Genomic DNA, 25,680 nt, shown 5'->3' with positions numbered 1-25,680 from the left:
CATGAATCCTCAACGTTTTGCCCGAATTCAGGAAATGCTGGCCTTGCGCCAGCACGACCTTACCGTCTGCATGGAGCAGGTACATAAGCCGCACAATGTTTCTGCTGTCATTCGCACCGCGGATGCTGTCGGTATCCATGAAGTCCATGCCGTATGGCCAGGCCAACGCATGCGAACGCAAGCCTCAGCCTCGGCTGGCAGCAACAGTTGGGTAAACGTAGTAACGCACCGCTCAATCAGCGACGCGATTAGCCACCTCAAAACGCAAGACATGCAGATACTGGCGACGAACCTGTCGGCGGATGCTGTGGATTTTCGTGAGATTGACTACACCAAACCTACCTGCATTTTGATGGGTCAGGAAAAAACGGGCATTACCGATGAAGCCCTGGCGCTGGCCGACCACCATATCATTATCCCGATGGTGGGTATGGTCCAGTCGCTTAACGTTTCCGTTGCCTCTGCCCTGATTCTGTATGAAGCCCAGCGCCAGCGGCAGAATGCTGGCATGTACCGTCGTCAGTCCAGCCTCCTGGCAGAGAAAGAGCAACAGCGTCTGCTGTTTGAGGGCGGCTATCCCGTTCTGGCGCGCGTGGCAAAACATAAGCGGATGCCTTATCCCCATATTAACGCGCAGGGTGACATTGAAGCCGATGAGAGTTGGTGGGCCGCCATGCAGTCAACGGGCAGACGTCAGAAATGAAAGGCCGTCTGCTGGATGCCATCCCGCTCAGTACCCTGACCGGCGTCGGCGCCAGTCAGGCAGCAAAGCTGGCTAAAATCGGCCTGCACACCATTCAGGATTTACTGCTTCACCTTCCTCTGCGTTATGAAGATCGTACGCAGTTATATGCCATTAACGACCTGTTGCCTGGCATTTGGGCGACAGTGGAAGGCGAAGTCCTGCATACCGATATCACTTTTGGCCGTCGGCGCATGATGGTCTGTCAGATCGGGGATGGCAGTGGCGTTTTAACGCTGCGCTTTTTCAACTTCAATGCCGGCATGAAAAACAGCCTCGCACCGGGCCGACGCGTCACCGCTTACGGCGAAATCAAACGCGGTCAGCGCGGCGCAGAAATCATCCATCCGGAATACCGCGTACAGGGCGAGCACAGCCATGTCACGCTGGAAGAAACGCTGACACCCGTCTATTCCACGACCGAGGGCATTCGTCAGGCGACCCTGCGCAGCCTGACCGATCAGGCTTTAACCCTGCTGGATAGCTGTGCCATCACAGAACTTTTGCCGCAGGCGTTAAGCGGCGGGCTGTTAAGCCTGCCTGAAGCCCTTCGCACGCTGCACCGCCCGCCGCCGGACCTCAAACTCAGCGAGCTCGAGAGTGGGCAGCATCCCGCACAGCGCAGGCTGATTCTGGAAGAACTGCTGGCGCATAACCTCAGTATGCTGGCCGTCAGGGCCGGCGCACAGCGCCATTACGCCCTGCCGATGCCTGCCCGGCATACATTGAGTGACCGGTTACTGGCCGCCCTGCCGTTTTCCCCCACGGCAGCCCAAAAACGCGTTGTCGCAGAGATCGAAAAAGACTTAGCGAATGACTTCCCCATGCTGCGCCTGGTACAGGGAGACGTCGGTTCAGGTAAAACCCTGGTTGCCGCGCTCGCCGCGCTGAACGTTATCGCCCACGGTAAGCAGGTGGCCCTGATGGCACCTACAGAGTTACTGGCTGAACAACACGCCAATAATTTTCGCCAGTGGCTGGCACCGCTTGGCCTTGAGGTCGGCTGGCTGGCGGGCAAACAAAAGGGCAAAGCGCGACAGGCCCAGCAAGAGGCGATTGCCAGCGGGCAGGTTGCGATGGTGGTCGGCACGCATGCCCTGTTCCAGGAGCAGGTGAAGTTTAACGGGCTGGCGCTGGTCATCATTGATGAGCAACACCGCTTTGGCGTGCATCAGCGACTGGCATTATGGGAAAAAGGAGAAGAGCAGGGTTTTCATCCCCACCAGCTCATCATGACAGCGACGCCGATCCCGCGCACGCTGGCCATGACCGCCTACGCCGATCTTGATACCTCAACCATTGATGAGCTGCCGCCAGGCAGAACACCGGTGACCACCGTAGCGATCCCTGACAGTCGTCGTAATGAGATCATTGAGCGTGTGCAAAAGGCCTGTCACGAGGGCCGTCAGGCTTACTGGGTCTGTACGTTAATTGAAGAGTCAGACCTGCTGGAAGCTCAGGCTGCGGAAGCCACATGGGAAGAACTCAAAGTGGCGCTGCCTGATTTGCAGGTCGGGCTGGTTCATGGCCGTATGAAGCCAGCGGAGAAGCTGGCGGTCATGCAGGCTTTCAAAGCCAACGAAATCCAGCTGTTAGTTGCTACAACCGTCATCGAAGTCGGTGTGGACGTGCCGAACGCCAGCCTGATGATTATTGAAAATCCGGAACGACTTGGCCTGGCGCAACTGCACCAGCTACGTGGTCGCGTAGGACGCGGCGCGGTCGCCTCTCATTGTGTTCTGCTGTACAAAGCGCCGCTGAGCAAGACGGCCCAGAAGCGTTTGCAGGTGTTGCGTGACAGCAATGACGGTTTCGTGATTGCTCAGCATGATTTAGAGATTCGCGGTCCGGGGGAGCTACTGGGAACGCGCCAGACCGGTAATGCGGAGTTTAAAGTTGCCGATCTGCTGCGCGATCAGGCCATGATCCCTGAAGTCCAGCGCGTCGCTCGTCATATTCACGAACATTATCCTGAGCAGGCGCAGGCGCTGATTGAGCGTTGGCTGCCCGAAACCGGCCGCTACAGCAACGCCTGACCTTTTTTTGCAACCGTGAGCAAACGTTTGCTTTTGATCCGGGGACGATTACAATCGCCTCACTTTTTTTGGGAACCATGACGATGTCGACCACACAGCAACCAGCCCCCACCACCGCCAGTAAAAGTGAACTGATCTATCGCCTGGAAGATCGTCCACCGCTAACACAAACCTTGTTTGCAGCCGGACAACATCTTCTGGCGATGTTTGTTGCGGTGATCACGCCCGCGCTGCTCATCTGCCAGGCGCTCGGTTTACCGGCGCAGGATACACAGCACATTATCAGCATGTCCCTGTTCGCGTCCGGTGTGGCATCGGTACTGCAAATCAAAACCTGGGGACCGATCGGTTCAGGGTTACTCTCCATTCAGGGCACCAGCTTTAACTTTGTCACACCGCTGATTATGGGGGGAATGGCGCTGAAAAATGGCGGCGCGGACGTACCCACAATGATGGCGGCGCTGTTTGGTACATTGATGGTAGCCTCCTGTACGGAAATGGTGCTGTCGCGCGTGCTGCATCTGGCACGCCGCATCATCACGCCGTTAGTCTCAGGTATTGTGGTGATGATTATCGGCTTATCCCTGATTCAGGTCGGCCTTACCTCTATCGGCGGCGGGTTTGCTGCGATGAACGATCACAGCTTCGGCGCGCCGAAAAATCTGCTGTTAGCCGGTGCCGTGCTGGTGGTGATTATCCTGCTGAATCGCCAGAAAAACCCCTATCTGCGCGTTGCGTCGCTGGTGATTGCGATGGCGGTAGGCTACCTGCTGGCCTGGGCAATGGGCATGCTACCCACCCTCAGCACGCCTGCCGGGCAGCCGATCGTGGCGTTCCCCACTCCGCTCTATTACGGCCTGGGATTTGACTGGAATCTGCTGATCCCGCTGATGCTGGTCTTTATGGTGACCTCGCTGGAAACCATTGGGGACATCACCGCCACTTCGGATGTCTCTGAACAGCCGGTCAGCGGCCCGTTATACATGAAGCGCCTGAAAGGCGGTGTGCTGGCAAACGGCCTGAACTCTTTTGTATCTGCCCTGTTTAATACCTTTCCTAACTCCTGCTTTGGCCAGAATAATGGCGTGATTCAGCTGACTGGCGTTGCCAGCCGCTACGTGGGATTTGTTGTCGCGCTGATGCTGATCCTGCTGGGACTGTTCCCGGCAGTGAGCGGACTGGTACAGCACATTCCTGAGCCCGTGCTGGGCGGCGCTACGATTGTGATGTTTGGCACAATCGCCGCATCCGGTGTCCGTATCGTTTCCCGGGAGCCGCTGAATCGCCGGGCTATCATGATTATCGCGCTGTCGCTGGCGGCAGGACTCGGTGTTTCCCAGCAGCCCCTGATTCTGCAATTTGCACCCGACTGGCTGAAAACGTTACTCTCTTCCGGTATCGCTGCGGGTGGGATTACCGCGATTGTGCTGAATCTTATCTTCCCACCCGAAAAGTAACGTTCAAGGCAGGCGGCAACCCGCCTGCTATTTCGGCTGATTTACATCCAGGCGGTTGAGCTATAACGATAATTCAGGCATAACAACCTTTCAGCGGACTGAACCCGGGAAGGATACGATGAAATTTATAGGAAAGTTTTTCCTCACCTTATTGTTACTGCTGCTGTTTGCGCTGATCGTCGTCTATGTTCTGCTGCAAACTCAGTGGGGCGCGGGCTGGTTTAGCCGTTGGGTGAGTGATAAAACAGAATGGCATCTGTCGCTGAGCAAAATTGAGCACAATTTTTCTTCACCTACGCACATTATTCTGGATGACTTCAGCTTTGGTCATGACGGCCAGCCTGCCGTACTGGTGGCCAAACGCGTCGACCTTGGCATCGCCCTGTTACAGTTCAGCGATCCGTTTCATTTTGCCAGCATAGAATTACGTGACGGCGAGGTAAACCTTGCTAACCTGGCGAACAAAAGCGCACTGCCCATGCAGGCAAACCGCCTGCAGTTAAACAACATGCGCATCGACAGCCCTGCCTCAGCGCTACCGCTGGCGGCACAGCAGGTGAATGGCGGCATTGTGCCCTGGCATCCGCAGGCCGGTGATTTGCTGGGTCGTGATGCGCAATTCCAGATGAGCGCGGCCAGGATGACGCTCAACAGCGTTGACGGTGAAAACGTGCTGATTCAGGGTAATGTGTCCCAGGGCCGCATGGTATTTAGCAATATTGGAGCGGATTTAGCTCGCGGTTCAATGACCGGTAACGGTGAGCGCGACGCGCAGGGTAACTGGAAGATTAATCAACTGCGTCTGAACGATATCCGTCTGCAAACGGCGCATACGCTTGTCGATTTCCTGAAACCGTTTGAAGAAGTACCCTCAGTTACGCTCAACCGGGTTGATATTACCGATGCCCGGCTCCAGGGCCCTGACTGGGCGGTGACCGATCTCGATCTGACGCTGAAAAATCTGAGCTGGAAGGGCCGGGACTGGCAGAGCCAGGACGGATCGCTGGCCATGAATGCCGGTAACTTTATTAACGGGCGCTTCGAACTTAACGATCCCATCATTAACATGGATTTCTCGCCTCAGGGGATTGCCCTGACGCAGTTCAGCTCGCGCTGGGCCAATGGCGTTATCCGGGCTGACGGCAACTGGTCACGTCAGGATAAACGGTTAACGCTGAATAATCTGGCGGTGGCCGGGCTGGAATATACCTTGCCTCAGAACTGGCGGGCGTTATGGCAGGATGCCCTGCCTGACTGGCTGGATGCCGTAACCGTGACGCGCTTTACCTCGAACCGCAATTTACTGATCGATATTAATCCGGCCTTCCCTTTCCAGCTCACTTCACTGGATGGCAGCGGCGAAAATCTGCAGCTGGCCCGTCAGCATCAATGGGGAATCTGGTCAGGTAAGCTGAGTCTGAACGCGGCGGAGTCGACCTTCAATCGTACCGATTTACGTCATCCTTCTGTCGCACTGGAGGCTGATGAACAACAAATTAAGGTGACAGAGCTCAGTGCGTTTAGTGGTAAAGGGTTGCTGGAAGGCACGGCGACCATAGGGCAGCAGGCGGATCGACCTGTCAGCCTGAACCTGACGGGACGCGGCGTGCCCGTTAATGTTCTGCAAAACTGGGGCTGGCCGGCGCTTCCCTTGCAGGGTGACAGCAATTTGCAGCTGCGCCTGAACGCCTCACTGAAAGCGAATCAGCCGCTGGCCCCGTCGGTTAACGCGACACTGTCCGTAACCACAGACAGCCAGCAGCTACAGCAGAGCATGCAGGCCGGACAGGTCCGCTAACGCACACAGGGCCGCAATAGCGGCCCTGTGATTTAATTGATACGCGCGCCGGAGCCGCCCTCTTCCAGTGGTCCGTCGGGATCCACCGGCAACACGATGTAAACCGCTTCAAATACCGCGCCACACTCATCATCGCCAAACAGCTGCACTTCAAGCTGAACACGGGCTTTGCGTCCGCGCGCCAGGCGATCAAGATCGCCACTCAGTGAGCCAAGATCGGCAATAGCACCGGGTTTACCGGTAATCGGACGACTGTAGCGTATGTGCGCGTCGGCCAGAATAATGGTGCCGCCCAGATGGCGCTCCCGCAGTAACAGCCAGATCAGCCCCCAGCCGGTGAGCGTAGCCAGTGAAAACAGGCTTCCGGCAAACAACGTATGGTGCGGATTTTGGTTGCCGGTTTCCGGCATGGTGGTAATAAACTTCTGCCCGGTATATTGCAGGATGCGCACGCCCATTTTTTCACTCAGAGGAATGTGCTCATACCAGGCCTGTTGTAACTGCCCGCACCAGTCCGCACGGTGCAGAATATCGTCCAGTGTGACAACCGGCTTGATCATCAGAAAGTGGCGCACCGGCGTCGTCTGCGGTGCGGTAATCTCGCCCTGATTCAGGTAGCCAAGTTTAGCGAAGAACGCCACCGCATCTTCTCGTGCGCTACAGGTCACGCGCTTCACACCTTCCTGACGCGCAACGGACTCCAGCGTCATCGCCACCAGCGTGCCGAGGCCTTTGCCCTGTACGGTGGGATGAACGGCCAAAAAACGGATAGCCGCTTCGTTATCAGCATTGATATAGAGCCGTCCTACCGCAACCGGATTGCCCTGTTCATCCACCACCATTTGATGATGCGCTAATGCATCCCAGGCATCGCGTTCAGAACCCTGAGGCTGATGCAGCGGCTTTCGTAACATTTCCCAGCGGAACTGATAATACATATCCAGCTCTTCCGCCGTTTGTGGCACACGAAGATGATACATAAAATGGTTCTCTCGTTCTGAGGCGGGGTTGCCGAGGCTAAGCCGTGCGAAATGAGGCGTCATACCTGTAACCAGAACGTCACCGGACCGTCGTTGACCAGAGCAACCTGCATATCGGCAGCAAAACGGCCATTGGCGGTCGTGACATCATGACGGCGACAACACGCGCTGAAATACTCATATAACCGCTCCGCTTCCTGCGGCGCGGCGCCACCGGAAAAAGAGGGCCGCATGCCCTTTTGCGTATCGGCAGCCAGGGTGAACTGTGATACCACCAGCACGCTTCCGCCAGCCTGTTTGACGTTCAGGTTCATTTTGCCCTGTTCATCGCTAAAAATACGGTAGCCCAGTACGCGCTCCGCCAGTCGTTCAGCGCGCTTTTCGTCATCACCTTTTTCAACGCCTAACAGAATTAATAATCCCTGCCCGATCTCACCCACGACCGCATGATCAATGCTGACGCTGGCACGCTGAACGCGTTGAATTAAAGCAATCATCCGTCCTCTCGTTCTTTTTCTTTTTCCTGCCGTTTGAACTGGCGATAGTCATCTAAGGTAACCGTAATTTCGGCACCGAGCAAAACGATGCACCAGGTCCAGTACACCCACAGGAAAAGAATGGGGATCACCGCCAGCACGCCATAGATTAACTGATACGTCGGGAACATCGTAACATACAGCGCAAACCCCTTTTTCCCCAGTTCAAACAGCAACCCGGCGACCAGCGCCCCCGTCAGCGCATCGCGAGAAGGCACCCGCTGCGTTGGGACAATACTGTACAGCAACCAAAATGACAGCCACGACAGAAGCAAGGGAAAGAAACGCAGCGTCTGATCGACCAGGCTGGTCACCCCCGTCACGTTTATCCATTTCAGCGACAGCAGGTAAGAGCTGATGGCTAAACTGGCACCAGCCAGCAACGGCCCAAGCGTCAATATCATCCAGTAGACGGCAAAGGAATAGACCAGCGGGCGCTTTTTATGACTGCGCCAGATAGCATTCAGAGCCGAATCGACAGAATGCATCAACAGCAGCGCCGTGACAATCAGCCCCACGGCGCCCACGGCGGTCATGCGGTGCACGTTAGCCACAAACTGCTCAAGGTAACGCTGCAACGTGTTCCCCGCAGCAGGCATAAAGTTGGCAAAAATAAAGTTTTTAAGCTGGACGCTGATATCAGAAAACACAGGAAACGCGGCAAACAGCGCAAAAACTACGGCGATCAGCGGCACCAGCGCCAGTAGCGACACAAAGGCCAGGTTGCCCGCCTGTGTCGTCATGGCATCATTATCAATGCGCTTCCAGAGCAGCTTAAGCCACAGCCAGAAGGCATGAAACCTGGGGCGAAAACGATGTAACTTCATGGCTTAAGGCTGACCCGCGAACCAGTCGGGCACGGTTTTACTGTCGGTCACCAGCACGCTGGTAATGCCTAATGCGCGCGCACCTTCAATATTGGCGGCATTGTCGTCGAAGAAGACGGCCTGATCGGCACTGAATCCTTCCGCATCCAGTACGTGCTGATAAATGCGGGCTTCAGGTTTACGCATGCCCAGTTCCTGGGACAGATAAATCTTGTCAGCCGCCTGCTGCACATCAGGATACTGGGTCGGCCAGAAGGTGCAATGCAGTGCATTGGTATTCGACAATATCACCACCCGATGTCCCGCCTGGCGTAGCTGATTCATCAGCGCCAGCGTATCCGGACGCACCCCCACAAAGATAGCCTGCCAGCCCGCAGCAAACTGTTCATAGCTCAGCGCAATCTCCAGTTTTTCACATAAGGCTTCTGCAAAGGCTTCATCGCTGATTTCACCGCGCTCATGCTGCTCAAAAGCCGCATCCATTTGAAAATGACTTTGAAGCGATGCCAGCGGTACGCGGCTGAGGTCACTCCAGACGCCCAACACGCGGTTAAAGTCGATATCGATAATCACATTGCCCAAATCAAAGATATACAGCATGGTGCCTCCTTTGGTTCCCTGGATCATTCACTCTAGCGGTAAAAGTGCGGCCTGAACAGGCGGCCCGGACGAGAAAATTACACACTTTAAATTAAGGTACGACAGGACAAAGTGGGAAGGGGACAAAGAAGAAGTTACAGGCTGGTTTAGACTGGATTTAACTGAACTGGTAAAAACCCCGGACAAAAAAAGCCCCGTTAAAACGGGGCGTTATTATTACGCGATTAGGCGTCTTTACCGCCGCGTGAAGCACGCTTACGGTCGTTCTCAGTCAGGTGACGTTTACGGATACGCACTGACAGAGGCGTAACTTCGACCAGTTCGTCATCATCAATGAACTCGATCGCCTGTTCCAGCGTCATTTTCTGCGGTGGAACCAGTGTAGTGGCTTCGTCTGTACCGGAAGCACGCATGTTAGTCAGCTTCTTACCGGTCAGGCAGTTCACGGTCAGGTCGTTAGAACGGCTGTGAATACCGATGATCTGGCCTTCATAAACTTCCGCGCCATGGCCCAGGAACAGCTTACCGCGATCCTGCAGACCGAACAGGGCGAACGCTACCGCTTTACCCTGGCCGTTAGAGATCAGAACGCCGTTCTGACGCTGACCCACTTCGCCCGGACGAATATCGTCGTAGTGGCTGAAGGTGGAGTACAGCAGACCTGTACCTGATGTCATGGTCATAAATTCGTTACGGAAACCGATCAGACCACGGCTTGGGATGACGTAGTCAAGACGTACGCGGCCTTTGCCATCTGGATCCATATTTTTCAGGTCGCCTTTACGCTCGCCCATGGCCTGCATAACGGAACCCTGATGCGTTTCTTCGATATCCAGCGTCACGTTCTCGAATGGCTCTTGTTTACGGCCTTCGAATTCGCGGAAGATAACTTTCGGACGGGATACCGCCAGTTCGAAACCTTCACGACGCATGTTCTCGATCAGTACAGACAGATGCAGCTCACCACGGCCCGATACGCGGAACGCGTCAGCATCTTCGGTCTCTTCCACACGCAGTGCCACGTTGTGAACCAGTTCTTTGTTCAGACGCTCAAGGATCTGACGTGAGGTCACGTACTTACCTTCTTTACCGCAGAACGGTGAGGTGTTGACGTTGAAGAACATGGTTACCGTTGGCTCATCCACGCTCAGGGCTGGCAGCGCCTGCACATTCTGCGGATCGCAAATGGTGTCAGAAATGTTCAGTTCACCCAGACCGGTGATCGCAATGATGTCGCCCGCTTCTGCCAGGTCGCTGTCAATACGCTCCAGCCCCAGGTGAGTCAGCACTTTACCCACTTTACCGTTACGGGTTTTGCCTTCGCTGTCTACGATGGTGACTTGCTGGTTAGGCTTCACTTTACCGCGCTTGATGCGGCCGATACCGATCACGCCCAGATAGTTGTTGTAGTCCAGCTGAGAGATTTGCATCTGCAGCGGCGCTTCGACTTCAACCTGTGGAGGTGAAACGTGGTCAACGATTGCCTGATACAGCGGGGTCATATCGTCAGCCATGTCGGTGTGATCCAGACCGGCAATACCATTCAGCGCAGAGGCGAAAATGATAGGGAAATCGAGCTGCTCATCCGTTGCATCGAGGTTAACGAACAGGTCAAACACCTGATCAACAACCCAGTCAGGACGTGCGCCAGGGCGGTCAACTTTGTTGATAACCACAATCGGCTTCAAACCATGCGCGAACGCTTTTTTGGTAACGAAGCGGGTTTGCGGCATAGGGCCATCCATCGCATCTACAACCAACAGTACCGAATCCACCATAGACATTACGCGTTCAACTTCACCACCGAAGTCGGCGTGTCCTGGGGTATCAACGATGTTGATACGGTAGTCGTTCCATTTAATGGCGGTATTTTTTGCGAGGATGGTAATCCCACGCTCTTTCTCCAAATCATTGGAGTCCATCACGCGCTCGGTGGCTTCAGTACGGGCATCAAAAGTACCAGACTGTTGCAGCAGTTTATCAACCAGGGTGGTCTTTCCATGGTCAACGTGCGCGATGATGGCGATGTTACGCAAATTTTCGATCACAGCTTTTTTGCCTCAGGCATTAGAAATAACGTGGTATTGTACACGGATTAAGCGGGAGACTGAACACGATCACACTTTTCACTGAAAGTTTATTGCATTGTCGCAAAATCGCACTAATAGCCGTGCAAAAATTGCACTGCAATGATGTTTTGCACCACAATGGTGCTCATTTTCAACGCCAATGCACATAAAAAGTGCAGTGCAACTATCATGGTGCACGTCTTTTATGACAAAAAGGTGCATGACAGCGCGATTTTGTGCAAAGAAATAAAGTTGGCACAGAATTCGCTTTGTATTATCCAGATGAAAACGACGTAAGACAACGGTTGCAGAGCTGGTCGGGATCAGACTGAGGTATGGCTGACACATGTCGCACATTTCCTCACCCGGTTCTCACCATGTAGACAATGACCATTTCCAGGAGAGTTGAGTATGTCCGCTGAACACGTTCTCTCGATGATGAACGAGCACGAAGTTAAGTTTGTTGACCTGCGTTTTACCGATACCAAAGGTAAAGAACAGCACGTTACTATTCCGGCTCACCAGGTTAACGCTGACTTCTTCGAAGAAGGCAAAATGTTCGATGGCTCTTCCATCGGCGGCTGGAAAGGCATTAACGAATCAGACATGGTACTGATGCCGGATGCAACCACGGCAGTTATGGATCCGTTCTTTGAAGATTCAACACTGATCATTCGCTGTGACATCCTTGAGCCTGGCACCATGCAAGGCTATGACCGCGATCCACGCTCTATCGCAAAGCGCGCTGAAGACTATCTGCGTTCTTCAGGCATCGCTGATACCGTTCTGTTTGGACCCGAGCCAGAATTCTTCCTGTTCGACGATATCCGTTTCGGTTCGTCAACCTCTGGTTCGCACGTCGCTATCGATGATATCGAAGCGGCCTGGAACACCGGCAAAGAATACGAAGGCGGTAACAAAGGTCACCGTCCAGGTCTGAAAGGCGGCTACTTCCCGGTTCCACCGGTCGATTCATCACAGGACATCCGTTCTGCTATGTGTCTGACAATGGAGCAAATGGGTCTGGTTGTTGAAGCTCATCACCACGAAGTTGCGACAGCGGGTCAGAACGAAGTGGCAACCCGCTTCAATACCATGACCAAAAAAGCTGACGAAATTCAGATCTACAAATATGTTGTGCACAACGTGGCGCATGCTTACGGCAAAACGGCAACCTTTATGCCGAAGCCAATGTTTGGTGACAACGGTTCAGGTATGCACTGCCACATGTCTCTGTCTAAAGGCGGACAAAACCTGTTCTCTGGTGACAAATACGGCGGCCTGTCTGAAACCGCGCTGTTCTACATCGGCGGTATCATCAAGCACGCAAAAGCAATCAACGCCCTGGCCAACCCAACCACCAACTCTTACAAGCGTCTGGTTCCGGGTTATGAAGCACCGGTTATGCTGGCTTACTCTGCCCGTAACCGTTCTGCATCAATCCGTATCCCGGTTGTTGCCAGCCCGAAAGCACGTCGTATTGAAGCGCGCTTCCCGGACCCAGCGGCTAACCCGTACCTGGCGTTTACTGCACTGCTGATGGCTGGCCTGGATGGCATCATCAACAAAATCCATCCTGGTGATGCGATGGATAAAAACCTGTATGACCTGCCACCGGAAGAAGAAGCTGAGATTCCAAAAGTTGCAGGTTCACTGGAAGAAGCGCTGAATGCACTGAACGAAGACCGCGAGTTCCTGACCCGTGGCGGCGTCTTCACTGACGACGCGATCGATGCTTACATCGAGCTGCGTAAATCAGAGAACGACCGTGTGCGCATGACGCCACATCCGGTTGAGTTCGAACTGTACTACAGCGTCTAATTTCAGAGTCAGCAAAATGGGTGCCGCATTGAAAGATTGCAATTGCGGCACGCTTAACCTGAAACGTTTTTTTGTTGCCGTGGAAACTTTAGCCCATCTTCGGATGGGCTTTTTTCTCCGCGAATTCATCGTTCATTCGCTTTAATTCCGGCTTAAAGACTACAATGCACTAAATTAGTGCAGAGGAACGCTGTATGGCAACTGCCTCCCTGCCCGACGCCGGGCAGATTCTCAATACCTTAATCAACAGTATTTTGTTGGTGGATACCGATTTGGCGATCCATTATGCCAACCCGGCGGCACAGCAATTACTGGCGCAAAGCTCACGTAAATTGTTCGGCACGCCGTTACCTGAATTAACCGGCTACTTTTCGCTGAATGTCGAGGTCATGCGCGAGAGTCTTGAGGCGGGCCAGGGCTTTACTGACAGCGAAGTTACTCTGGTCGTGGATGGCCGGGCGCACATTATGTCGCTCACGGCACAGCGCCTGCCTGATGGGTTGATTCTGCTGGAAATGGCACCGATGGATAATCAGCGTCGCCTGAGTCAGGAACAGCTGCAGCATGCTCAGCAGGTGGCCGCACGCGATCTGGTCCGCGGGCTGGCCCATGAGATTAAAAACCCGCTAGGTGGATTGCGCGGCGCGGCGCAGCTTTTGTCACGCGCCCTGCCGGACCCTGCCCTGAATGAATATACCAAAGTCATTATTGAACAGGCAGACCGCCTGCGAAATCTGGTCGATCGCTTACTGGGGCCGCAACAGCCCGGTATGCATATTACCCAGAGTATTCATCAGGTAGCGGAACGTGTCGTTAACCTGGTTTCGATGGAGCTGCCAGAAAACGTATCGCTGGTTCGCGATTACGATCCCAGCCTGCCGGAATTACCGCACGATCCCGATCAGATTGAGCAGGTTTTGCTGAACGTCGTGCGCAATGCGCTGCAGGCGTTAGGCGAAGACGGCGGCACAATCGTGATTCGAACCCGTACAGCCTTCCAGTTAACACTGCATGGCACACGTTATCGTCTGGTTGCCCGCATTGATATCGAAGATGACGGCCCCGGTATTCCAGCCCAGCTACAGGATACGCTGTTCTATCCAATGGTAAGCGGACGGGAAGGCGGTACCGGCTTAGGCCTTTCTATTGCCCGTAGCCTGATTGATCAGCATTCGGGAAAAATTGAGTTCAACAGTTGGCCGGGTCATACCGAGTTTTCGGTTTACCTGCCTATTCGCCAGTGAGGTTTCTATGCAACGAGGGATAGTCTGGATCGTCGATGACGATAGCTCCATCCGCTGGGTGCTTGAACGCGCGCTCACTGGAGCCGGTTTAAGCTGTGCCACTTTTGACAGCGCGAACGACGTGCTCAATGCACTCGCAACAAAAACCCCGGACGTTTTATTGTCTGATATCCGTATGCCGGGTATGGACGGGCTGGCTCTGCTAAAACAAATCAAACAGCGCCATCCCATGCTTCCGGTTATCATCATGACAGCGCATTCCGACCTGGATGCCGCGGTAAGCGCCTATCAGCAAGGCGCGTTCGATTACCTGCCCAAACCGTTCGATATCGACGAAGCGGTCGCGCTGGTTGAACGTGCCATCAGTCACTATCAGGAGCAACAGCAGCCACGTAATCAACCGGTAAGCGGCCCCACCACCGATATTATCGGTGAAGCGCCCGCCATGCAGGACGTGTTCCGTATTATCGGCCGTCTCTCCCGTTCGTCGATTAGCGTGCTGATCAACGGGGAATCGGGTACAGGTAAAGAGTTGGTAGCGCACGCACTGCACCGCCACAGTCCTCGCAGTAAAGCGCCGTTTATTGCCCTCAACATGGCGGCGATCCCTAAGGATTTAATTGAGTCGGAACTGTTTGGCCATGAAAAAGGGGCCTTTACCGGTGCGAATCAGATTCGTCAGGGACGCTTTGAACAGGCCGACGGCGGGACGCTGTTTTTAGATGAAATTGGTGATATGCCGCTGGATGTTCAGACGCGCCTGCTGCGCGTACTGGCAGACGGGCAGTTTTACCGCGTCGGTGGCTATGCACCGGTCAAAGTGGACGTGCGCATCATTGCCGCTACGCACCAGAACCTTGAACTGCGGGTACAGGAAGGCAAGTTCCGTGAAGACTTGTTTCACCGCCTGAATGTCATCCGCGTGCATTTGCCGCCGCTGCGTGAGCGTCGTGAAGATATTCCCCGTCTGGCCCGTTATTTCCTGCAGGTGGCCGCACGCGAGCTTGGTGTGGAAGCCAAGATCCTGCATGCGGAGACCGAGACCGCGCTGACCCGTTTGCACTGGTCGGGTAACGTGCGTCAGCTGGAGAATACCTGCCGTTGGTTAACGGTGATGGCCGCCGGTCAGGAAGTGCTGATTCAGGATTTACCACCGGAGTTATTCGAATCCAGTACGCCGGAAAGCCCCACGCAGTCGCTTCCCGACAGCTGGGCAACCCTGCTGGCACAATGGGCCGATCGTGCCTTGCGTTCCGGTCATCAAAACCTGCTGTCAGAAGCACAGCCGGAAATGGAACGCACGCTTCTGACGACTGCACTGCGCCACACGCAGGGTCACAAACAGGAAGCCGCGCGTTTGCTGGGTTGGGGAAGGAATACGCTGACACGTAAGCTGAAAGAACTGGGCATGGAATAAGCCATTCCGCCGGAACAGCCTGTGCTGTTCCGGCGGTTAAATCACACGCGAATAGGGCTGCGGTTGCGTCTTTTGTCGCAGGTAAGCATCAAAACACATACAAATATGGCGAATCAGCAGTCGTCCTGTTCCTGTCACTTTCAGGCCTGTCGCGTTTTGCACCACCAGCCCATCCGCAATCAGCGGTTTTAACCGCGCCAGCTCTTCGGCAAAATAGCTGTCGAAGGTGATATTCCACTGCGTTTCTGTCGCGCTGAAATCGAGCGCAAAGTTGCAGATAAGCGTTTTGATCACATCGCGGCGCAGGCAATCGTCCTGACTGAGCGTGAATCCCCGCCATAAGGCATGGCCCTGTTTTTCAACCTGGCTGTACCAGTCATTCAGGCTTTTCTGGTTTTGCGCGTAGCGATCGCCGATCATGCTAATGGCGGAGACGCCCAGACCGAGTAAATCGCAGTCGCCCTGGGTGGTATAACCCTGAAAATTGCGGTGCAGGTTCCCCTCGCGCTGAGCCACCGCCAGCTCGTCCTGCGGTTTAGCAAAGTGGTCCATACCGATGAACTGGTAGCCATGCCGGGTCAGCGTTGTAATGCTCTGCTGCAGGATAGCCAGCTTCTGTTGCGCCGAGGGCAGTTCATTTTCTTTAATTTTTCGCTGTGCGGCAAAGAGTGACGGAAGATGCGCATAGTTAAAAACGCTCAGTCGATCGGGATCCAGCGCGATAACCCGCTGCAGCGTAAAAGCAAAGCTTTCCGCCGTTTGCAGCGGCAGACCGTAAATCAGGTCGATGCTGGTTGAACGAAACCCCTGCTCACGTGCCCGTGCCATCAGGGCAAAAATCACGTCCTCATCCTGCACCCGGTTAACCCGCTCCTGCACCGCCTTGTTAAAGTCCTGTACGCCCATGCTCAGGCGATTAAAACCGCACGTCCGGAGATGATCGATCATCTCCAGTTCAATTTCACGCGGATCGACCTCGATCGACATCTCCGCGTCATCCTCGAAGGTGAAATGCTGTTTCAGCAGCGCCACCAGCCGGCTAACCTGCTGCTTATTCAAAAATGTCGGCGTGCCGCCGCCCCAGTGCAGTTGAGTGACGCGACGATCACGAAACAGTGGCGCGCGGGCGACAATCTCCTGTTCCAGCGCGTTCAGATAGCGGTCGGCTTTATGTAAGTGACGCGTGACAACCTTATTGCAGCCACAGAAATAGCACAGGCGATGACAGAACGGGATATGAACATAGAGCGACAGCGCGCGTTGCGGATAACGTTCAGTGGCACGTTGAAAATCAGCGTCTGTAAAGGTCTCGCTGAACGCTAGCGCGGTGGGATAAGAGGTATAGCGCGGACCCGCCGCATTGTATTTTTCAATTAATGCCTGGTCCCAGTCGATTTGTGTCGCTGACATGCTGACTCCTTCCGTTTACCTCGCTGTGGGAAAGGCCGCGATGCAGAAGGAAAGAGAGGAGTGCGGGAGGAAACCCGCCGTAAACGCTGCTTCAGACGCGACAGTCGTTGTAGTTTAAACAATAACCACAGGAGATAACATGTCATCAAAAGCACGAAAATTGATCCAGGCCAAAACATTGTCGTTTACCTGTTAAACCAGGCATGCGCATTTACGCATGCCGATCAAAGACGGCTTAATGCCCTTTAAGCAGGCGGTACATATCTTCTTCCGCCTCCGGATCGTCTTCCTCGTCCATCGCGATGCCGAGCTGTTCCATCAGTTCATCAATGCGATCCAGCGTGACATCAAGCCAGCCCTGATCCTCAGATGACAGCGTTTCGCCTTTCTCAAGGCGGTCCAGTAGCGCATCAAGACGCTCGCTGTTCTCTAACTGCGCCAGCTCTTCTTCCGGTGTCAGCACCACTTTCTGCTTCGCCGGTTTTGCCGTCACTTTTTTGGTTTTTGCGGGTGCAGCGCTGTCGTCAACGATTAACGACACCGGCTTTTTACTGCCGATACGCGGATCTTTTGCCGGGGCCGCTTGCTTACCGTTGCTGCTCTGCGCTTGCGGGTTAGCACGGCTGCCTGACGCATGGCCACGATGCTTTTTATCGCGTTTACGATCGCGCGCTTCGTTATTGATCTCTTCACGCGATTTACGTTTTGCTTTGGCGACAGGCTTGCCCTTCGCCGCGCTTGCAGGTTGCTTCATAATCTTGGGTTCCGGTGTTTTTTATTCAGTATAGAATTGCGGCGAAATCTAGCAGAAACCAGACAAAGAAAAAAGGCGACAGCTCAAGCTGTCGCCTTATTTCATACCTTCGGCAGAAGGAATCATGTTTCAAATCCGTTTCGGCTCACAACATCCCGGTTAATCCTGCGCCTGCTCAACTCCGGAGCTCATCCTTTTCCTTTTCTGGTCCGCAATCCCTGACCATTTCCTTTCCTGTCGCTCTTCGTTATCCCAACGTTCCTGAGCGCATCATCCTGATGAATGCTGTCCTGCACTGCTGAATAATGTAGACCAATTGGTAAAAGGCTCAAGTAATACTTGTATGGTGTTTGAGCGAAAAACCTGTACTTTAGTATAATGCACTGAATTTTAATCATTTATTTTTTTAATTTTTTAATTAAAAAGCGACATAACTTGCAAGATTTATGGCAAATGTCTTACAGCGAGCCCTGAACAATGGTATTGAGCACTTTCCCGCCATAATGCGTATAATCAGCGCCATTGCCCTAATGCGTTTCTGGAGTACTACCTTGTCTGAACTGAATTACCATGTCACCCGCTTCATCCTTAGCGCGCCTGATATCCGCCATTTACCTTCTGATACCGGCATTGAAGTGGCGTTCGCTGGCCGTTCTAATGCGGGGAAATCCAGCGCTTTAAACACGTTAACCAACCAAAAAAGCCTGGCGCGTACCAGTAAAACGCCCGGTCGTACGCAGTTGATTAACCTGTTTGAGGTGGCCGAAGGTAAGCGCCTCGTCGATCTACCCGGTTATGGCTATGCCGAAGTACCGGAAGAGATGAAACTCAAGTGGCAGCGGGCACTGGGAGAATATCTGCAAAAACGCCAGGCATTAAAAGGCCTGGTGGTACTGATGGATATTCGTCACCCTCTTAAAGATTTGGATCAGCAAATGATTCAGTGGGCCGTTGACAGCGGTATTCCTGTTTTGCTGCTGCTGACGAAAGCCGACAAGCTCGCATCTGGCGCACGTAAGGCCCAGCTTAATATGGTGAAGGAAGCCTCGCTGGCTTTCATGGGAGATGTGCAGGTGGAAGTTTTCTCATCGCTGAAAAAGATTGGCGTTGATAAAGTGCGCCACAAGCTGAATAGCTGGTTTAGTGAACTGGAACCCGCAGTGGACGATCAGGACAGTGACGCATAAGGCCGGGCAAAAAGCCCAATAAAAAACGCCCCAGTCACAGAATGACTGGGGCGGCTAAATTCAGCCAAATCCGATTACGTGAAGTAAAAGGTCTGAAAGATAGAACATCTTACCTCTGTACCCTACGCCTCGAACTTTACCTGATTTTTTGTGAGCAACAAAGGTTTTTTTGTTACTCCCATTCATTTTCCGCCACTTTTTTTACTATGCTCGTCACAAAAATGAAGATGACATGTAGTTAAATTATCAAAAAAATGGTGGAGGCAGAGTCAGTCATTCCTTCATGATGCTGAGAAAACCTGAATGGTTGAACGGGCCACGTTTCTCACCGGGCGCTAACGCATCACGTCAGCGCCGGTTGCTTACCTAGTGTGCCTGCTCCCAGTTATCCCCTACCCCAACTTCAACCAGTAAGGGCACATCCAGCGCCATACTGCCTTCCATTAGCGTACGAATCTGCTTACTGGCCGCTTCAACGGCCTCCTCTTTGATTTCGAACACCAGTTCATCGTGCACCTGCATAATCATCTTCACTGCGTCGCTTCGCTGTTCCTGTAACCAGTTATCAACCGCGATCATCGCGCGTTTAATGATATCGGCCGCCGTTCCTTGCATGGGGGCATTGATTGCGGCGCGTTCTGCCGCTTTACGTCGTATCGCATTGCTGGACTTGATGTCAGGCAACCACAGGCGACGCCCGTCCAGCGTTTCGACATAACCGTTACTCGCGGCGAGCTGACGGGTATTTTCCATGTAGCGCAGGACGCCTGGATAGCGCTCGAAGTACAGATCCATATATTTCTTCGCCTCACCTGCACCGATATTCAGCTGGCGGGATAAGCCAAATGCACTCATACCGTAGATGAGACCAAAATTGATGGCCTTCGCGCTGCGACGTTGTTCACCCGTCACCTTACTGAGCGGTACGCCAAACACTTCCGCTGCGGTAGCCCGGTGGATATCTTCTCCCTGCGAGAACGCGTCCAGCAGGCCTTTATCCTGCGACAGATGGGCCATGATACGCAGTTCAATCTGCGAGTAGTCCGCCGCGACGATGCGGTTGCCTTTGCCTGCTACGAAGGCCTGGCGAATGCGCCGTCCTTCGTCATTCCGCACCGGGATGTTTTGCAGATTAGGATCGGTAGATGATAAACGTCCGGTCGCGGTGACGGCCTGATGGTAAGACGTATGCACGCGGCCGGTTACAGGATTGATCATCAACGGCAGCTTATCGGTGTACGTGGACTTGAGTTTTGACAGCCCACGGTGCTCCAGAATGACTTTCGGTAATGGATAGTCCAGCGCCAGCTCTGCCAGCACTTCTTCGCTGGTCGACGGCGCACCACCCGGCGTTTTCTTGGTGGGCTTAATGCCCTGCTTTTCAAACAGGATGACCTGCAGCTGCTTCGTGGAAGAGAGATTAAACGGCTCGCCCGCCAGTTCATGCGCTTCACGTTCCAGTTCAGCCAGGCGCGCTGTCAGCTCTTTTGAGTGCTGCGCTAAGATGGCCTGATCGATCAACACGCCATTACGCTCAATGCGCGAAATGACCCTGAGCAACGGCATCTCGATCTGTTCGAACACCTTTTTCGGGCCGGCTTCTTTTTCAAGCTCAGGCCACATCTTCAGGTGCAACTGCAACGTGACGTCAGCATCTTCTGCCGCATAATGCGCAGCCTGCTCAAGGGCAATCTGATTAAACGTAAGCTGATTTTTACCCTTACCGGCGATCTCTTCGAAGGTGACCGTTTTATGATTCAACCAGCGTGCCGACAGGCTGTCCATATCATGCTTGCCCACCACACTGTTCAGGATGTACGACTCAAGCATGGTGTCATATTTAATGCCTGCTAACTCAATATCGTAGTTCTTAAGGACACCGCGATCGTACTTGAGGTTTTGCCCCACTTTGCTCACATCAGGATCTTCCAGCAGCGGTTTGAGCTGTGCGAGCACCGCATCGCGATCAAGCTGTTCGGGCGCATCAAGATAATCATGCGCGACAGGAAGATAAGCCGCTTCGCCTGGCGCGATGGCGAAACTGAGACCCACAATGTTGGCTGTTAACGTGTCCAGCGCATCGGTTTCAAGGTCAAACGCGAAAACGTCGCTTTTTTTCAGTTTCTCAACCCAGTTGTCCAGCGTTTGCTGATCCAGGATGGTGACATAACCCTCGGCAGACAAGACGCTTGAGGCTTCCGCCTTTACAGGCTCATCGACAAGAACCTGTTGGGCCTGTCGGTTGCTTTTCTTACCCTGTAGCCATTTTCCCTCTTGCAGGTCGGTCAACCAGCGCCTGAACTCGTAACGGCTAAACAGCGCCTGCAAGGCCTGAATATCCGGTTCACCGACGGTAAGCGCCTCACAAGGCTGATCCAGCGCCACATCCGTTTTAATGGTCGCAAGTTGATAGGAGAGAAACGCCACCTCGCGGTTTTGTTCCAGCTTTGTGGCCATAGTTTTGGCACCACGGAATGAAAGATCGGCAACTTTATCGAGATTATCGTAGATCGACTGCATCCCTCCCAGTCCCTGTAGCAGGGCCTGAGCCGTTTTTTCACCCACGCCTGGTACGCCTGGAATGTTATCTGAGCTGTCGCCCATCATCGCCAGAAAATCGATGATCAAGGCGGGTGGCACACCATACTTTTGCTCAACTTCTTCCGGCCCAAGAATGGTGTTAGTCATCGTATTGATTAACGTTATCGCTGGCGTCACCAGCTGCGCCATATCTTTGTCGCCCGTACTGATAAGGACAGAGTAACCCTTTTTTTCCGCTTCTAACGCCAGCGTACCAATCACATCATCCGCTTCGACACCGCTGACGGCCAGCAGAGGCAATCCCATCGCACGCACCATTTCGTGTAACGGCTCAATCTGTGACCGCAGATCGTCGGGCATGGGCGGGCGATGAGATTTGTAATGTTCAAACAGCTCATCCCTGAAGGTTTTGCCTTTAGCATCAAACACCACAGCAACATGTGTAGGGCTGTATTGAACCAACAGGCTTTTAAGCATGTTCAGCACGCCATACATAGCACCGGTAGGCTCTCCTGCACTGTTCGTCAGCGGCGGGAAAGCGTGGTACGCGCGATAAAGATAGGATGAGCCATCAACCAAAATCAGGGGGTTTTCTGCTATTTGCGCCATATGTCTGTGTATTCTTCGTTGCCATGGATTGGTCTATAAGGATGCCACACCTTGGCGAAAAGGGTTAATCAAGACAAACGGGAAGTTGTTTTTTTGGTGCTGTAGCCTTTTGGATCGTAACGATCTTCCTGTGGATAACTTTGTGCGTAAAAATCATATCAATCATTTATTTATATCATAGCGATCCCAGCCAGCAATGATACTTGTTTAAAATTAGTAACTTAAAACAAAACCGTGATGTGATCGTGATTTTTGACGGCATGTCTGCTTGTGTGGATAGAAAAACTGTGCTTCTCCAGTCCAGCAGAGATAAGGTGAGTGATGGCAAAAGAAAACGCCAGCGAATGCTGGCGTTTTGCGGAAGATGATAGCAAAAAACGCTTATTTCTTTTCGACCAGGAATTTAACAACGTTGGCATAATCCGCCACGAAGTTTTCCATTGAGCTCGTATCCAGTCCACCATTATTAACCATGTATTTGCCGTTAATAAAGATAGCGGGAACACCGCGCAGATCCACATCAGCGGCCGCTTTTTGCTGCTGGGCAACCAGCGCTTTTACTGCAAAGCTGTTCCAGGCCGAATCATATTGCTCAGAGGTAATGCCTGCGGCTTTGATGAAAACGTCTTTCAGACTGGCGGGATCGGTAATGGTCTGGGTTTTCTGAATACCGTCGAAAATAGGTGCCGTGACTTTATCTTCAACCCCCAGCGCCATGGCCACAGCCCATGCGTGCGTGACAACCGGCCCCAGCTCGCCGCCCAGGAAATCAACATGGTATTTAACCATTTTGGTATCCGCTGGCAGGTTCTTTTTCACCGCATCACTGACATGATAGATTTCTTCAAACTGGTAGCAGTGAGGACAGAAAAAAGAGAAAAACTCCATGACCTGCGGTTCACCGGCAACCGGCTTAGGCAGGCTGACATATTGTTTACCTTCAGAGAATTGTGCAGCAGATGCGCTGAAGGCCAGCACCAAACCCATCAGTGCAAAAAATATTTTCTTCATTGGGGAAAACTCTCCTGACTTGTCATTAAAATTGCGGGGTCAGCTGCAACGGGGGTTCCCGCAACACCTTTTCCTGCTCGATAAACTGCAAAATTTGCCTGCGCCAAAAATCCTCATCGGTCATCCAGGGAAACGCGCGCGGAAAGGCGGGGTCCTGCCAGCGGCGAACAACCCAGGCCAGATAATAAATCATGCGCATCGCACGTAAAGGTTCAATCAGTGACAATTCGTTAATATCGAAGTCACTGAATTCACTATAGGCTTCCAGCAGAATATCCCACTGGATCCGCTGCTCCTGCTTATCGCCGCTGATCAACATCCACAGATCCTGAACGGCCGGGCCATTGCGGGCATCGTCGAGATCGACAAACAGGGGGCCATCCCGCCACAGGATATTGCCTGGGTGGCAATCACCATGTAATCGTAACGGCTGCCAGTTGTCGTGCCAGCATTGACGGAGTGTCATACCCAGCTTATCGACGGCCTCTGACAATGCACTGCGCAGCGACGCGGGCACAAGTTCAGCGTTTGCCAGCACATCCCGGGGCTGATCCAGATATTCATCAAGTCCCATTGAGGGGCGATGCCGGAACAGATTTTTTCGGCCTGTTTGATGCATGCGGCCCAGGAAGCGCCCAACCCATTCCATCTGATCGTCGTTATCGGTTTCATATTGTCGGCCCCCGAGGCTGGGGAAAACCGCAAAGTAAAAACCCGCATGCTGTTGCAACGTATTACCCTTAAGAACCAGGGGCGCAGCAATGGGCACTTCATCGCCGAGTAAATCGTGAGAGAACTGATGCTCCTCAGTAATCTGCTCAGCAGACCAACGCTGTGGTCGGTAAAACTTGGCCACATAGCGCTGCCTGTTATCATCGCTAAACTGATAAACGCGGTTTTCGTAGCTGTTCAGGGCAGTAAGACCGGAGTCTACCCGAATACCTGTTTCCCAAAGCGCATCAAGCAGGACATCTGGATTGAGCGTTTGAAAATTAAAGGCGGCATCACTCATGGTTATCCCTGTGCTTATCTTTACTGTGAACGGCTAAGGATAACACTACTCATCATTTTTAATGACTCCACGTGCACGCAGCAGCGCCGTTTTAAAATCAACTTCATAATCTTTTTTCAGTCCGGGAATCTGATCATGGCTGGCAGAATCACGCATTTTTAGATGATAAATCAATATGTCATCGCTTAATTCACTTAATGGGCCAACGAAACCGGACGCCTGAGCCAGTTTTTGTAAAAATGCCAGCAGGTTAAGATCAGGTTCTTTTTCCCAGGCAGGTTGCAGGAGTTCGAGCAGTTCACTCAGCCGATGCGTTTTCATGATAATTCCTTTATGCAGGTGGTCCGCTGCCGCAATGTGAGTATCGTCCAGATTTGAGTCAGGAGACGAAAATGACAGCAATTACCGGGGTAATCCTTGCAGGTGGACAAGGTCGCCGTATGGGAGGACAGGATAAAGGGTTAATAATGCTGCAAGGTAAACCACTTTATCAGCATGTTCTTCAGCGGTTAAAGCCGCAGGTAGACATTGTGTTAATAAGCGCCAACCGTAACATTGATCGTTATCAGATAAGTGGTTGTCAGGTCGTGGCTGACACCATGCAGGACTATCCCGGACCACTGGCAGGTATGCTGAGCGGTTTGCGAAACAGTCCTACTGAGTGGGTTGCGTTTTGCGCGTGCGATACACCTGATATTCCCGGCGATTTTGTTGCGCGTCTTTGGCAGCAGCGTAACAGCGCACCTGTTGTCTGGGTGCAGTCATCCGAACGTGATCATCCGACTCTGGCGCTGATGAATCGGGCGCTGATCGGCGATCTTGAAGCGGGCCTGTTACGTGGTGAACGCAGGCTTATGCAATTTATGCGTGAACAGGGTGGGCATCCCGTACTGTTCAGTGATGCGGAATCAGCTTTCCGCAATATTAATACGCCTGACGATCTGGTTAATCGGGAGAAATCATCATGCCCGTCCCGTTATTAGCGATTGTCGCCTGGAGCGGAACCGGTAAAACCACGCTGCTTGAGCAGGTTATACCGCTGTTGAAAGCGCAGGGAATACGAGCAGGACTGATCAAACATACGCATCATCAGATGGATGTTGATACGCCAGGTAAGGACAGCTATCGGCTGCGAAAAGCCGGTGCCGATCAGGTTATTGTCGCCAGCGATCGGCGCTGGGCGATGATGTGTGAAACGCCAGAGCAGCCCGTTAGTCTAAGGGCGTTAGCCTCACGAATGGATAGTACGCAACTGGATTTGGTGCTAGTGGAAGGCTTCAAAGATGAGCCCGTGCCCAAAATCGTGCTTTGGCGATCGGGTGTTAAAGGGGAGTTGGTCGATCTGCTGGATGAGCATGTCGTGGCGGTTGTCACTGACGACCTTTCGCGTAAGCCGGATGTGCCTACCGTGGATATCAACCAGCCCGGAGAGGTTGCTGCGTTTATCATGACATGGCTGGAAAAGGCCAGTTAATGGAACGAGATACATGGCGCGTTATCTCTGACAGGTATCGGCTGAGACGTCGTATGGGGTTGTACGAGGGCGGCGTCGGAAGATAAACGTCATGACGGCCGCATACATGCAGAGGCAAGGTAAACGGTCAGGGCAGGACCAGGACCAGGGAGGAT

21 protein-coding genes are annotated in these 25,680 nt (G+C 53.2%); 10 read left to right on the top strand and 11 right to left on the bottom strand.

Annotation, left to right across the window (positions count from 1 at the left end; genetic code table 11):
* Position 1 precedes the first annotated feature (1 nt).
* The 4 genes from trmH (at position 2) to GC090_RS00530 (ending at position 6,033) form a co-directional block, all read left to right on the top strand.
* On the top strand, positions 2-703 hold the full coding sequence (gene trmH / locus GC090_RS00545) for a tRNA (guanosine(18)-2'-O)-methyltransferase TrmH (RefSeq protein WP_006121342.1): 702 nt from the start codon (positions 2-4) through the stop codon (positions 701-703).
* A complete protein-coding gene (recG, locus tag GC090_RS00540) occupies positions 700-2,778 on the top strand; it encodes an ATP-dependent DNA helicase RecG (protein ID WP_033738042.1) in 2,079 nt (692 codons plus the stop codon). Before trmH ends, recG begins: the two co-directional genes overlap by 4 nt.
* Before the next feature lie 83 nt (positions 2,779-2,861).
* Positions 2,862-4,235 carry a nucleobase:cation symporter-2 family protein gene (locus GC090_RS00535; protein ID WP_006121340.1) on the top strand — a complete coding sequence of 458 codons (1,374 nt, stop codon included), beginning with the start codon at positions 2,862-2,864 and terminating at the stop codon, positions 4,233-4,235.
* Positions 4,236-4,353: 118 nt separating this feature from the next.
* Positions 4,354-6,033: an AsmA family protein gene (locus GC090_RS00530; protein ID WP_033738039.1), complete on the top strand. Its 1,680-nt coding sequence runs from the start codon at positions 4,354-4,356 to the stop codon at positions 6,031-6,033.
* A 32-nt stretch (positions 6,034-6,065) separates the two neighbouring features.
* Here the strand turns inward: GC090_RS00530 and fabY are convergent, their stop codons facing one another.
* From fabY to typA, 5 genes are all read right to left on the bottom strand, one after another.
* Complete coding sequence (gene fabY, locus GC090_RS00525; RefSeq protein WP_172912711.1) at positions 6,066-7,013, bottom strand: fatty acid biosynthesis protein FabY; 948 nt, start codon at positions 7,011-7,013, stop codon at positions 6,066-6,068.
* Positions 7,014-7,072: 59 nt separating this feature from the next.
* The gene (gene dtd / locus GC090_RS00520; RefSeq protein WP_006121336.1) at positions 7,073-7,510 is read right to left on the bottom strand and encodes a D-aminoacyl-tRNA deacylase; all 438 of its coding nucleotides are present in this window, start codon (positions 7,508-7,510) and stop codon (positions 7,073-7,075) included.
* On the bottom strand, positions 7,507-8,376 hold the full coding sequence (locus GC090_RS00515; RefSeq protein ID WP_324020676.1) for a virulence factor BrkB family protein: 870 nt from the start codon (positions 8,374-8,376) through the stop codon (positions 7,507-7,509). The genes dtd and GC090_RS00515 overlap by 4 nt, the downstream gene beginning before the upstream one ends.
* A gap of 3 nt (positions 8,377-8,379) precedes the next feature.
* Positions 8,380-8,976 (bottom strand): glucose-1-phosphatase, encoded by a 597-nt coding sequence (gene yihX, locus GC090_RS00510; protein WP_006121333.1) that lies wholly within the window; start codon positions 8,974-8,976, stop codon positions 8,380-8,382.
* Positions 8,977-9,200: 224 nt separating this feature from the next.
* Positions 9,201-11,024: a ribosome-dependent GTPase TypA gene (typA, locus tag GC090_RS00505; RefSeq protein WP_006121332.1), complete on the bottom strand. Its 1,824-nt coding sequence runs from the start codon at positions 11,022-11,024 to the stop codon at positions 9,201-9,203.
* A 432-nt stretch (positions 11,025-11,456) separates the two neighbouring features.
* Between typA and glnA the strand changes: the two genes are divergently transcribed.
* From glnA to glnG, 3 genes are all read left to right on the top strand, one after another.
* Positions 11,457-12,866 carry a glutamate--ammonia ligase gene (glnA, locus tag GC090_RS00500; protein ID WP_006121331.1) on the top strand — a complete coding sequence of 470 codons (1,410 nt, stop codon included), beginning with the start codon at positions 11,457-11,459 and terminating at the stop codon, positions 12,864-12,866.
* A gap of 194 nt (positions 12,867-13,060) precedes the next feature.
* Entirely contained in the window at positions 13,061-14,110 is a 1,050-nt protein-coding gene (gene glnL, locus GC090_RS00495) for a nitrogen regulation protein NR(II) (RefSeq protein WP_033738029.1), read from the top strand.
* A 7-nt stretch (positions 14,111-14,117) separates the two neighbouring features.
* Complete coding sequence (gene glnG / locus GC090_RS00490; protein WP_006121329.1) at positions 14,118-15,527, top strand: nitrogen regulation protein NR(I); 1,410 nt, start codon at positions 14,118-14,120, stop codon at positions 15,525-15,527.
* Positions 15,528-15,563: 36 nt separating this feature from the next.
* Here the strand turns inward: glnG and hemN are convergent, their stop codons facing one another.
* Complete coding sequence (gene hemN / locus GC090_RS00485; protein WP_110268842.1) at positions 15,564-16,937, bottom strand: oxygen-independent coproporphyrinogen III oxidase; 1,374 nt, start codon at positions 16,935-16,937, stop codon at positions 15,564-15,566.
* 235 nt (positions 16,938-17,172) lie between these two features.
* Positions 17,173-17,691, bottom strand: a complete 519-nt coding sequence (yihI, locus tag GC090_RS00480) for a Der GTPase-activating protein YihI (protein ID WP_277283554.1) — start codon at positions 17,689-17,691, stop codon at positions 17,173-17,175.
* 551 nt (positions 17,692-18,242) lie between these two features.
* On the opposite strand from yihI, the gene yihA reads away from it, so the two are divergent.
* Complete coding sequence (gene yihA / locus GC090_RS00475) at positions 18,243-18,878, top strand: ribosome biogenesis GTP-binding protein YihA/YsxC (protein ID WP_006121326.1); 636 nt, start codon at positions 18,243-18,245, stop codon at positions 18,876-18,878.
* 366 nt (positions 18,879-19,244) lie between these two features.
* Here the strand turns inward: yihA and polA are convergent, their stop codons facing one another.
* The 4 genes from polA to GC090_RS00455 all read right to left on the bottom strand — a co-directional run bounded on the left by polA (position 19,245) and on the right by GC090_RS00455 (position 24,372).
* The gene (polA, locus tag GC090_RS00470; protein ID WP_162286826.1) at positions 19,245-22,028 is read right to left on the bottom strand and encodes a DNA polymerase I; all 2,784 of its coding nucleotides are present in this window, start codon (positions 22,026-22,028) and stop codon (positions 19,245-19,247) included.
* 381 nt (positions 22,029-22,409) lie between these two features.
* On the bottom strand, positions 22,410-23,039 hold the full coding sequence (gene dsbA / locus GC090_RS00465; protein WP_006121321.1) for a thiol:disulfide interchange protein DsbA: 630 nt from the start codon (positions 23,037-23,039) through the stop codon (positions 22,410-22,412).
* Positions 23,040-23,064: 25 nt separating this feature from the next.
* Positions 23,065-24,051 (bottom strand): serine/threonine protein kinase, encoded by a 987-nt coding sequence (locus GC090_RS00460; RefSeq protein ID WP_006121320.1) that lies wholly within the window; start codon positions 24,049-24,051, stop codon positions 23,065-23,067.
* Positions 24,052-24,096: 45 nt separating this feature from the next.
* Complete coding sequence (locus tag GC090_RS00455; RefSeq protein ID WP_006121318.1) at positions 24,097-24,372, bottom strand: YihD family protein; 276 nt, start codon at positions 24,370-24,372, stop codon at positions 24,097-24,099.
* A 71-nt stretch (positions 24,373-24,443) separates the two neighbouring features.
* Here GC090_RS00455 and mobA point away from each other — a divergent pair, with 71 nt between their 5' ends.
* Positions 24,444-25,034 carry a molybdenum cofactor guanylyltransferase MobA gene (gene mobA, locus GC090_RS00450; protein ID WP_033738021.1) on the top strand — a complete coding sequence of 197 codons (591 nt, stop codon included), beginning with the start codon at positions 24,444-24,446 and terminating at the stop codon, positions 25,032-25,034.
* Entirely contained in the window at positions 25,016-25,525 is a 510-nt protein-coding gene (mobB, locus tag GC090_RS00445) for a molybdopterin-guanine dinucleotide biosynthesis protein MobB (protein ID WP_324020675.1), read from the top strand. Before mobA ends, mobB begins: the two co-directional genes overlap by 19 nt.
* Positions 25,526-25,680 lie beyond the last annotated feature (155 nt).

This window comes from Pantoea sp. JZ29 (genome assembly GCF_035190385.1).
Lineage (GTDB): Bacteria > Pseudomonadota > Gammaproteobacteria > Enterobacterales > Enterobacteriaceae > Pantoea > Pantoea stewartii.
The sequence above is the reverse complement of the archived record's forward strand: the minus strand, read 5'-3'. Positions and strand labels throughout refer to the sequence as shown.

What these genes read in the sequence shown, in the direction of transcription:
- glnA (WP_006121331.1), top strand. Translation starts at nt 11,457, where the DNA reads ATGTCCGCTGAACACGTTCTCTCGATGATGAACGAGCACGAAGTTAAG.
- GC090_RS00515 (WP_324020676.1), bottom strand. Translation starts at nt 8,376, where the DNA reads ATGAAGTTACATCGTTTTCGCCCCAGGTTTCATGCCTTCTGGCTGTGG.
- recG (WP_033738042.1), top strand. Translation starts at nt 700, where the DNA reads ATGAAAGGCCGTCTGCTGGATGCCATCCCGCTCAGTACCCTGACCGGC.
- mobA (WP_033738021.1), top strand. Translation starts at nt 24,444, where the DNA reads ATGACAGCAATTACCGGGGTAATCCTTGCAGGTGGACAAGGTCGCCGT.
- mobB (WP_324020675.1), top strand. Translation starts at nt 25,016, where the DNA reads ATGCCCGTCCCGTTATTAGCGATTGTCGCCTGGAGCGGAACCGGTAAA.
- hemN (WP_110268842.1), bottom strand. Translation starts at nt 16,937, where the DNA reads ATGTCAGCGACACAAATCGACTGGGACCAGGCATTAATTGAAAAATAC.
- dsbA (WP_006121321.1), bottom strand. Translation starts at nt 23,039, where the DNA reads ATGAAGAAAATATTTTTTGCACTGATGGGTTTGGTGCTGGCCTTCAGC.
- fabY (WP_172912711.1), bottom strand. Translation starts at nt 7,013, where the DNA reads ATGTATCATCTTCGTGTGCCACAAACGGCGGAAGAGCTGGATATGTAT.
- GC090_RS00455 (WP_006121318.1), bottom strand. Translation starts at nt 24,372, where the DNA reads ATGAAAACGCATCGGCTGAGTGAACTGCTCGAACTCCTGCAACCTGCC.
- GC090_RS00535 (WP_006121340.1), top strand. Translation starts at nt 2,862, where the DNA reads ATGTCGACCACACAGCAACCAGCCCCCACCACCGCCAGTAAAAGTGAA.
- yihI (WP_277283554.1), bottom strand. Translation starts at nt 17,691, where the DNA reads ATGAAGCAACCTGCAAGCGCGGCGAAGGGCAAGCCTGTCGCCAAAGCA.
- glnL (WP_033738029.1), top strand. Translation starts at nt 13,061, where the DNA reads ATGGCAACTGCCTCCCTGCCCGACGCCGGGCAGATTCTCAATACCTTA.
- glnG (WP_006121329.1), top strand. Translation starts at nt 14,118, where the DNA reads ATGCAACGAGGGATAGTCTGGATCGTCGATGACGATAGCTCCATCCGC.
- trmH (WP_006121342.1), top strand. Translation starts at nt 2, where the DNA reads ATGAATCCTCAACGTTTTGCCCGAATTCAGGAAATGCTGGCCTTGCGC.
- dtd (WP_006121336.1), bottom strand. Translation starts at nt 7,510, where the DNA reads ATGATTGCTTTAATTCAACGCGTTCAGCGTGCCAGCGTCAGCATTGAT.
- yihX (WP_006121333.1), bottom strand. Translation starts at nt 8,976, where the DNA reads ATGCTGTATATCTTTGATTTGGGCAATGTGATTATCGATATCGACTTT.
- GC090_RS00460 (WP_006121320.1), bottom strand. Translation starts at nt 24,051, where the DNA reads ATGAGTGATGCCGCCTTTAATTTTCAAACGCTCAATCCAGATGTCCTG.
- polA (WP_162286826.1), bottom strand. Translation starts at nt 22,028, where the DNA reads ATGGCGCAAATAGCAGAAAACCCCCTGATTTTGGTTGATGGCTCATCC.
- GC090_RS00530 (WP_033738039.1), top strand. Translation starts at nt 4,354, where the DNA reads ATGAAATTTATAGGAAAGTTTTTCCTCACCTTATTGTTACTGCTGCTG.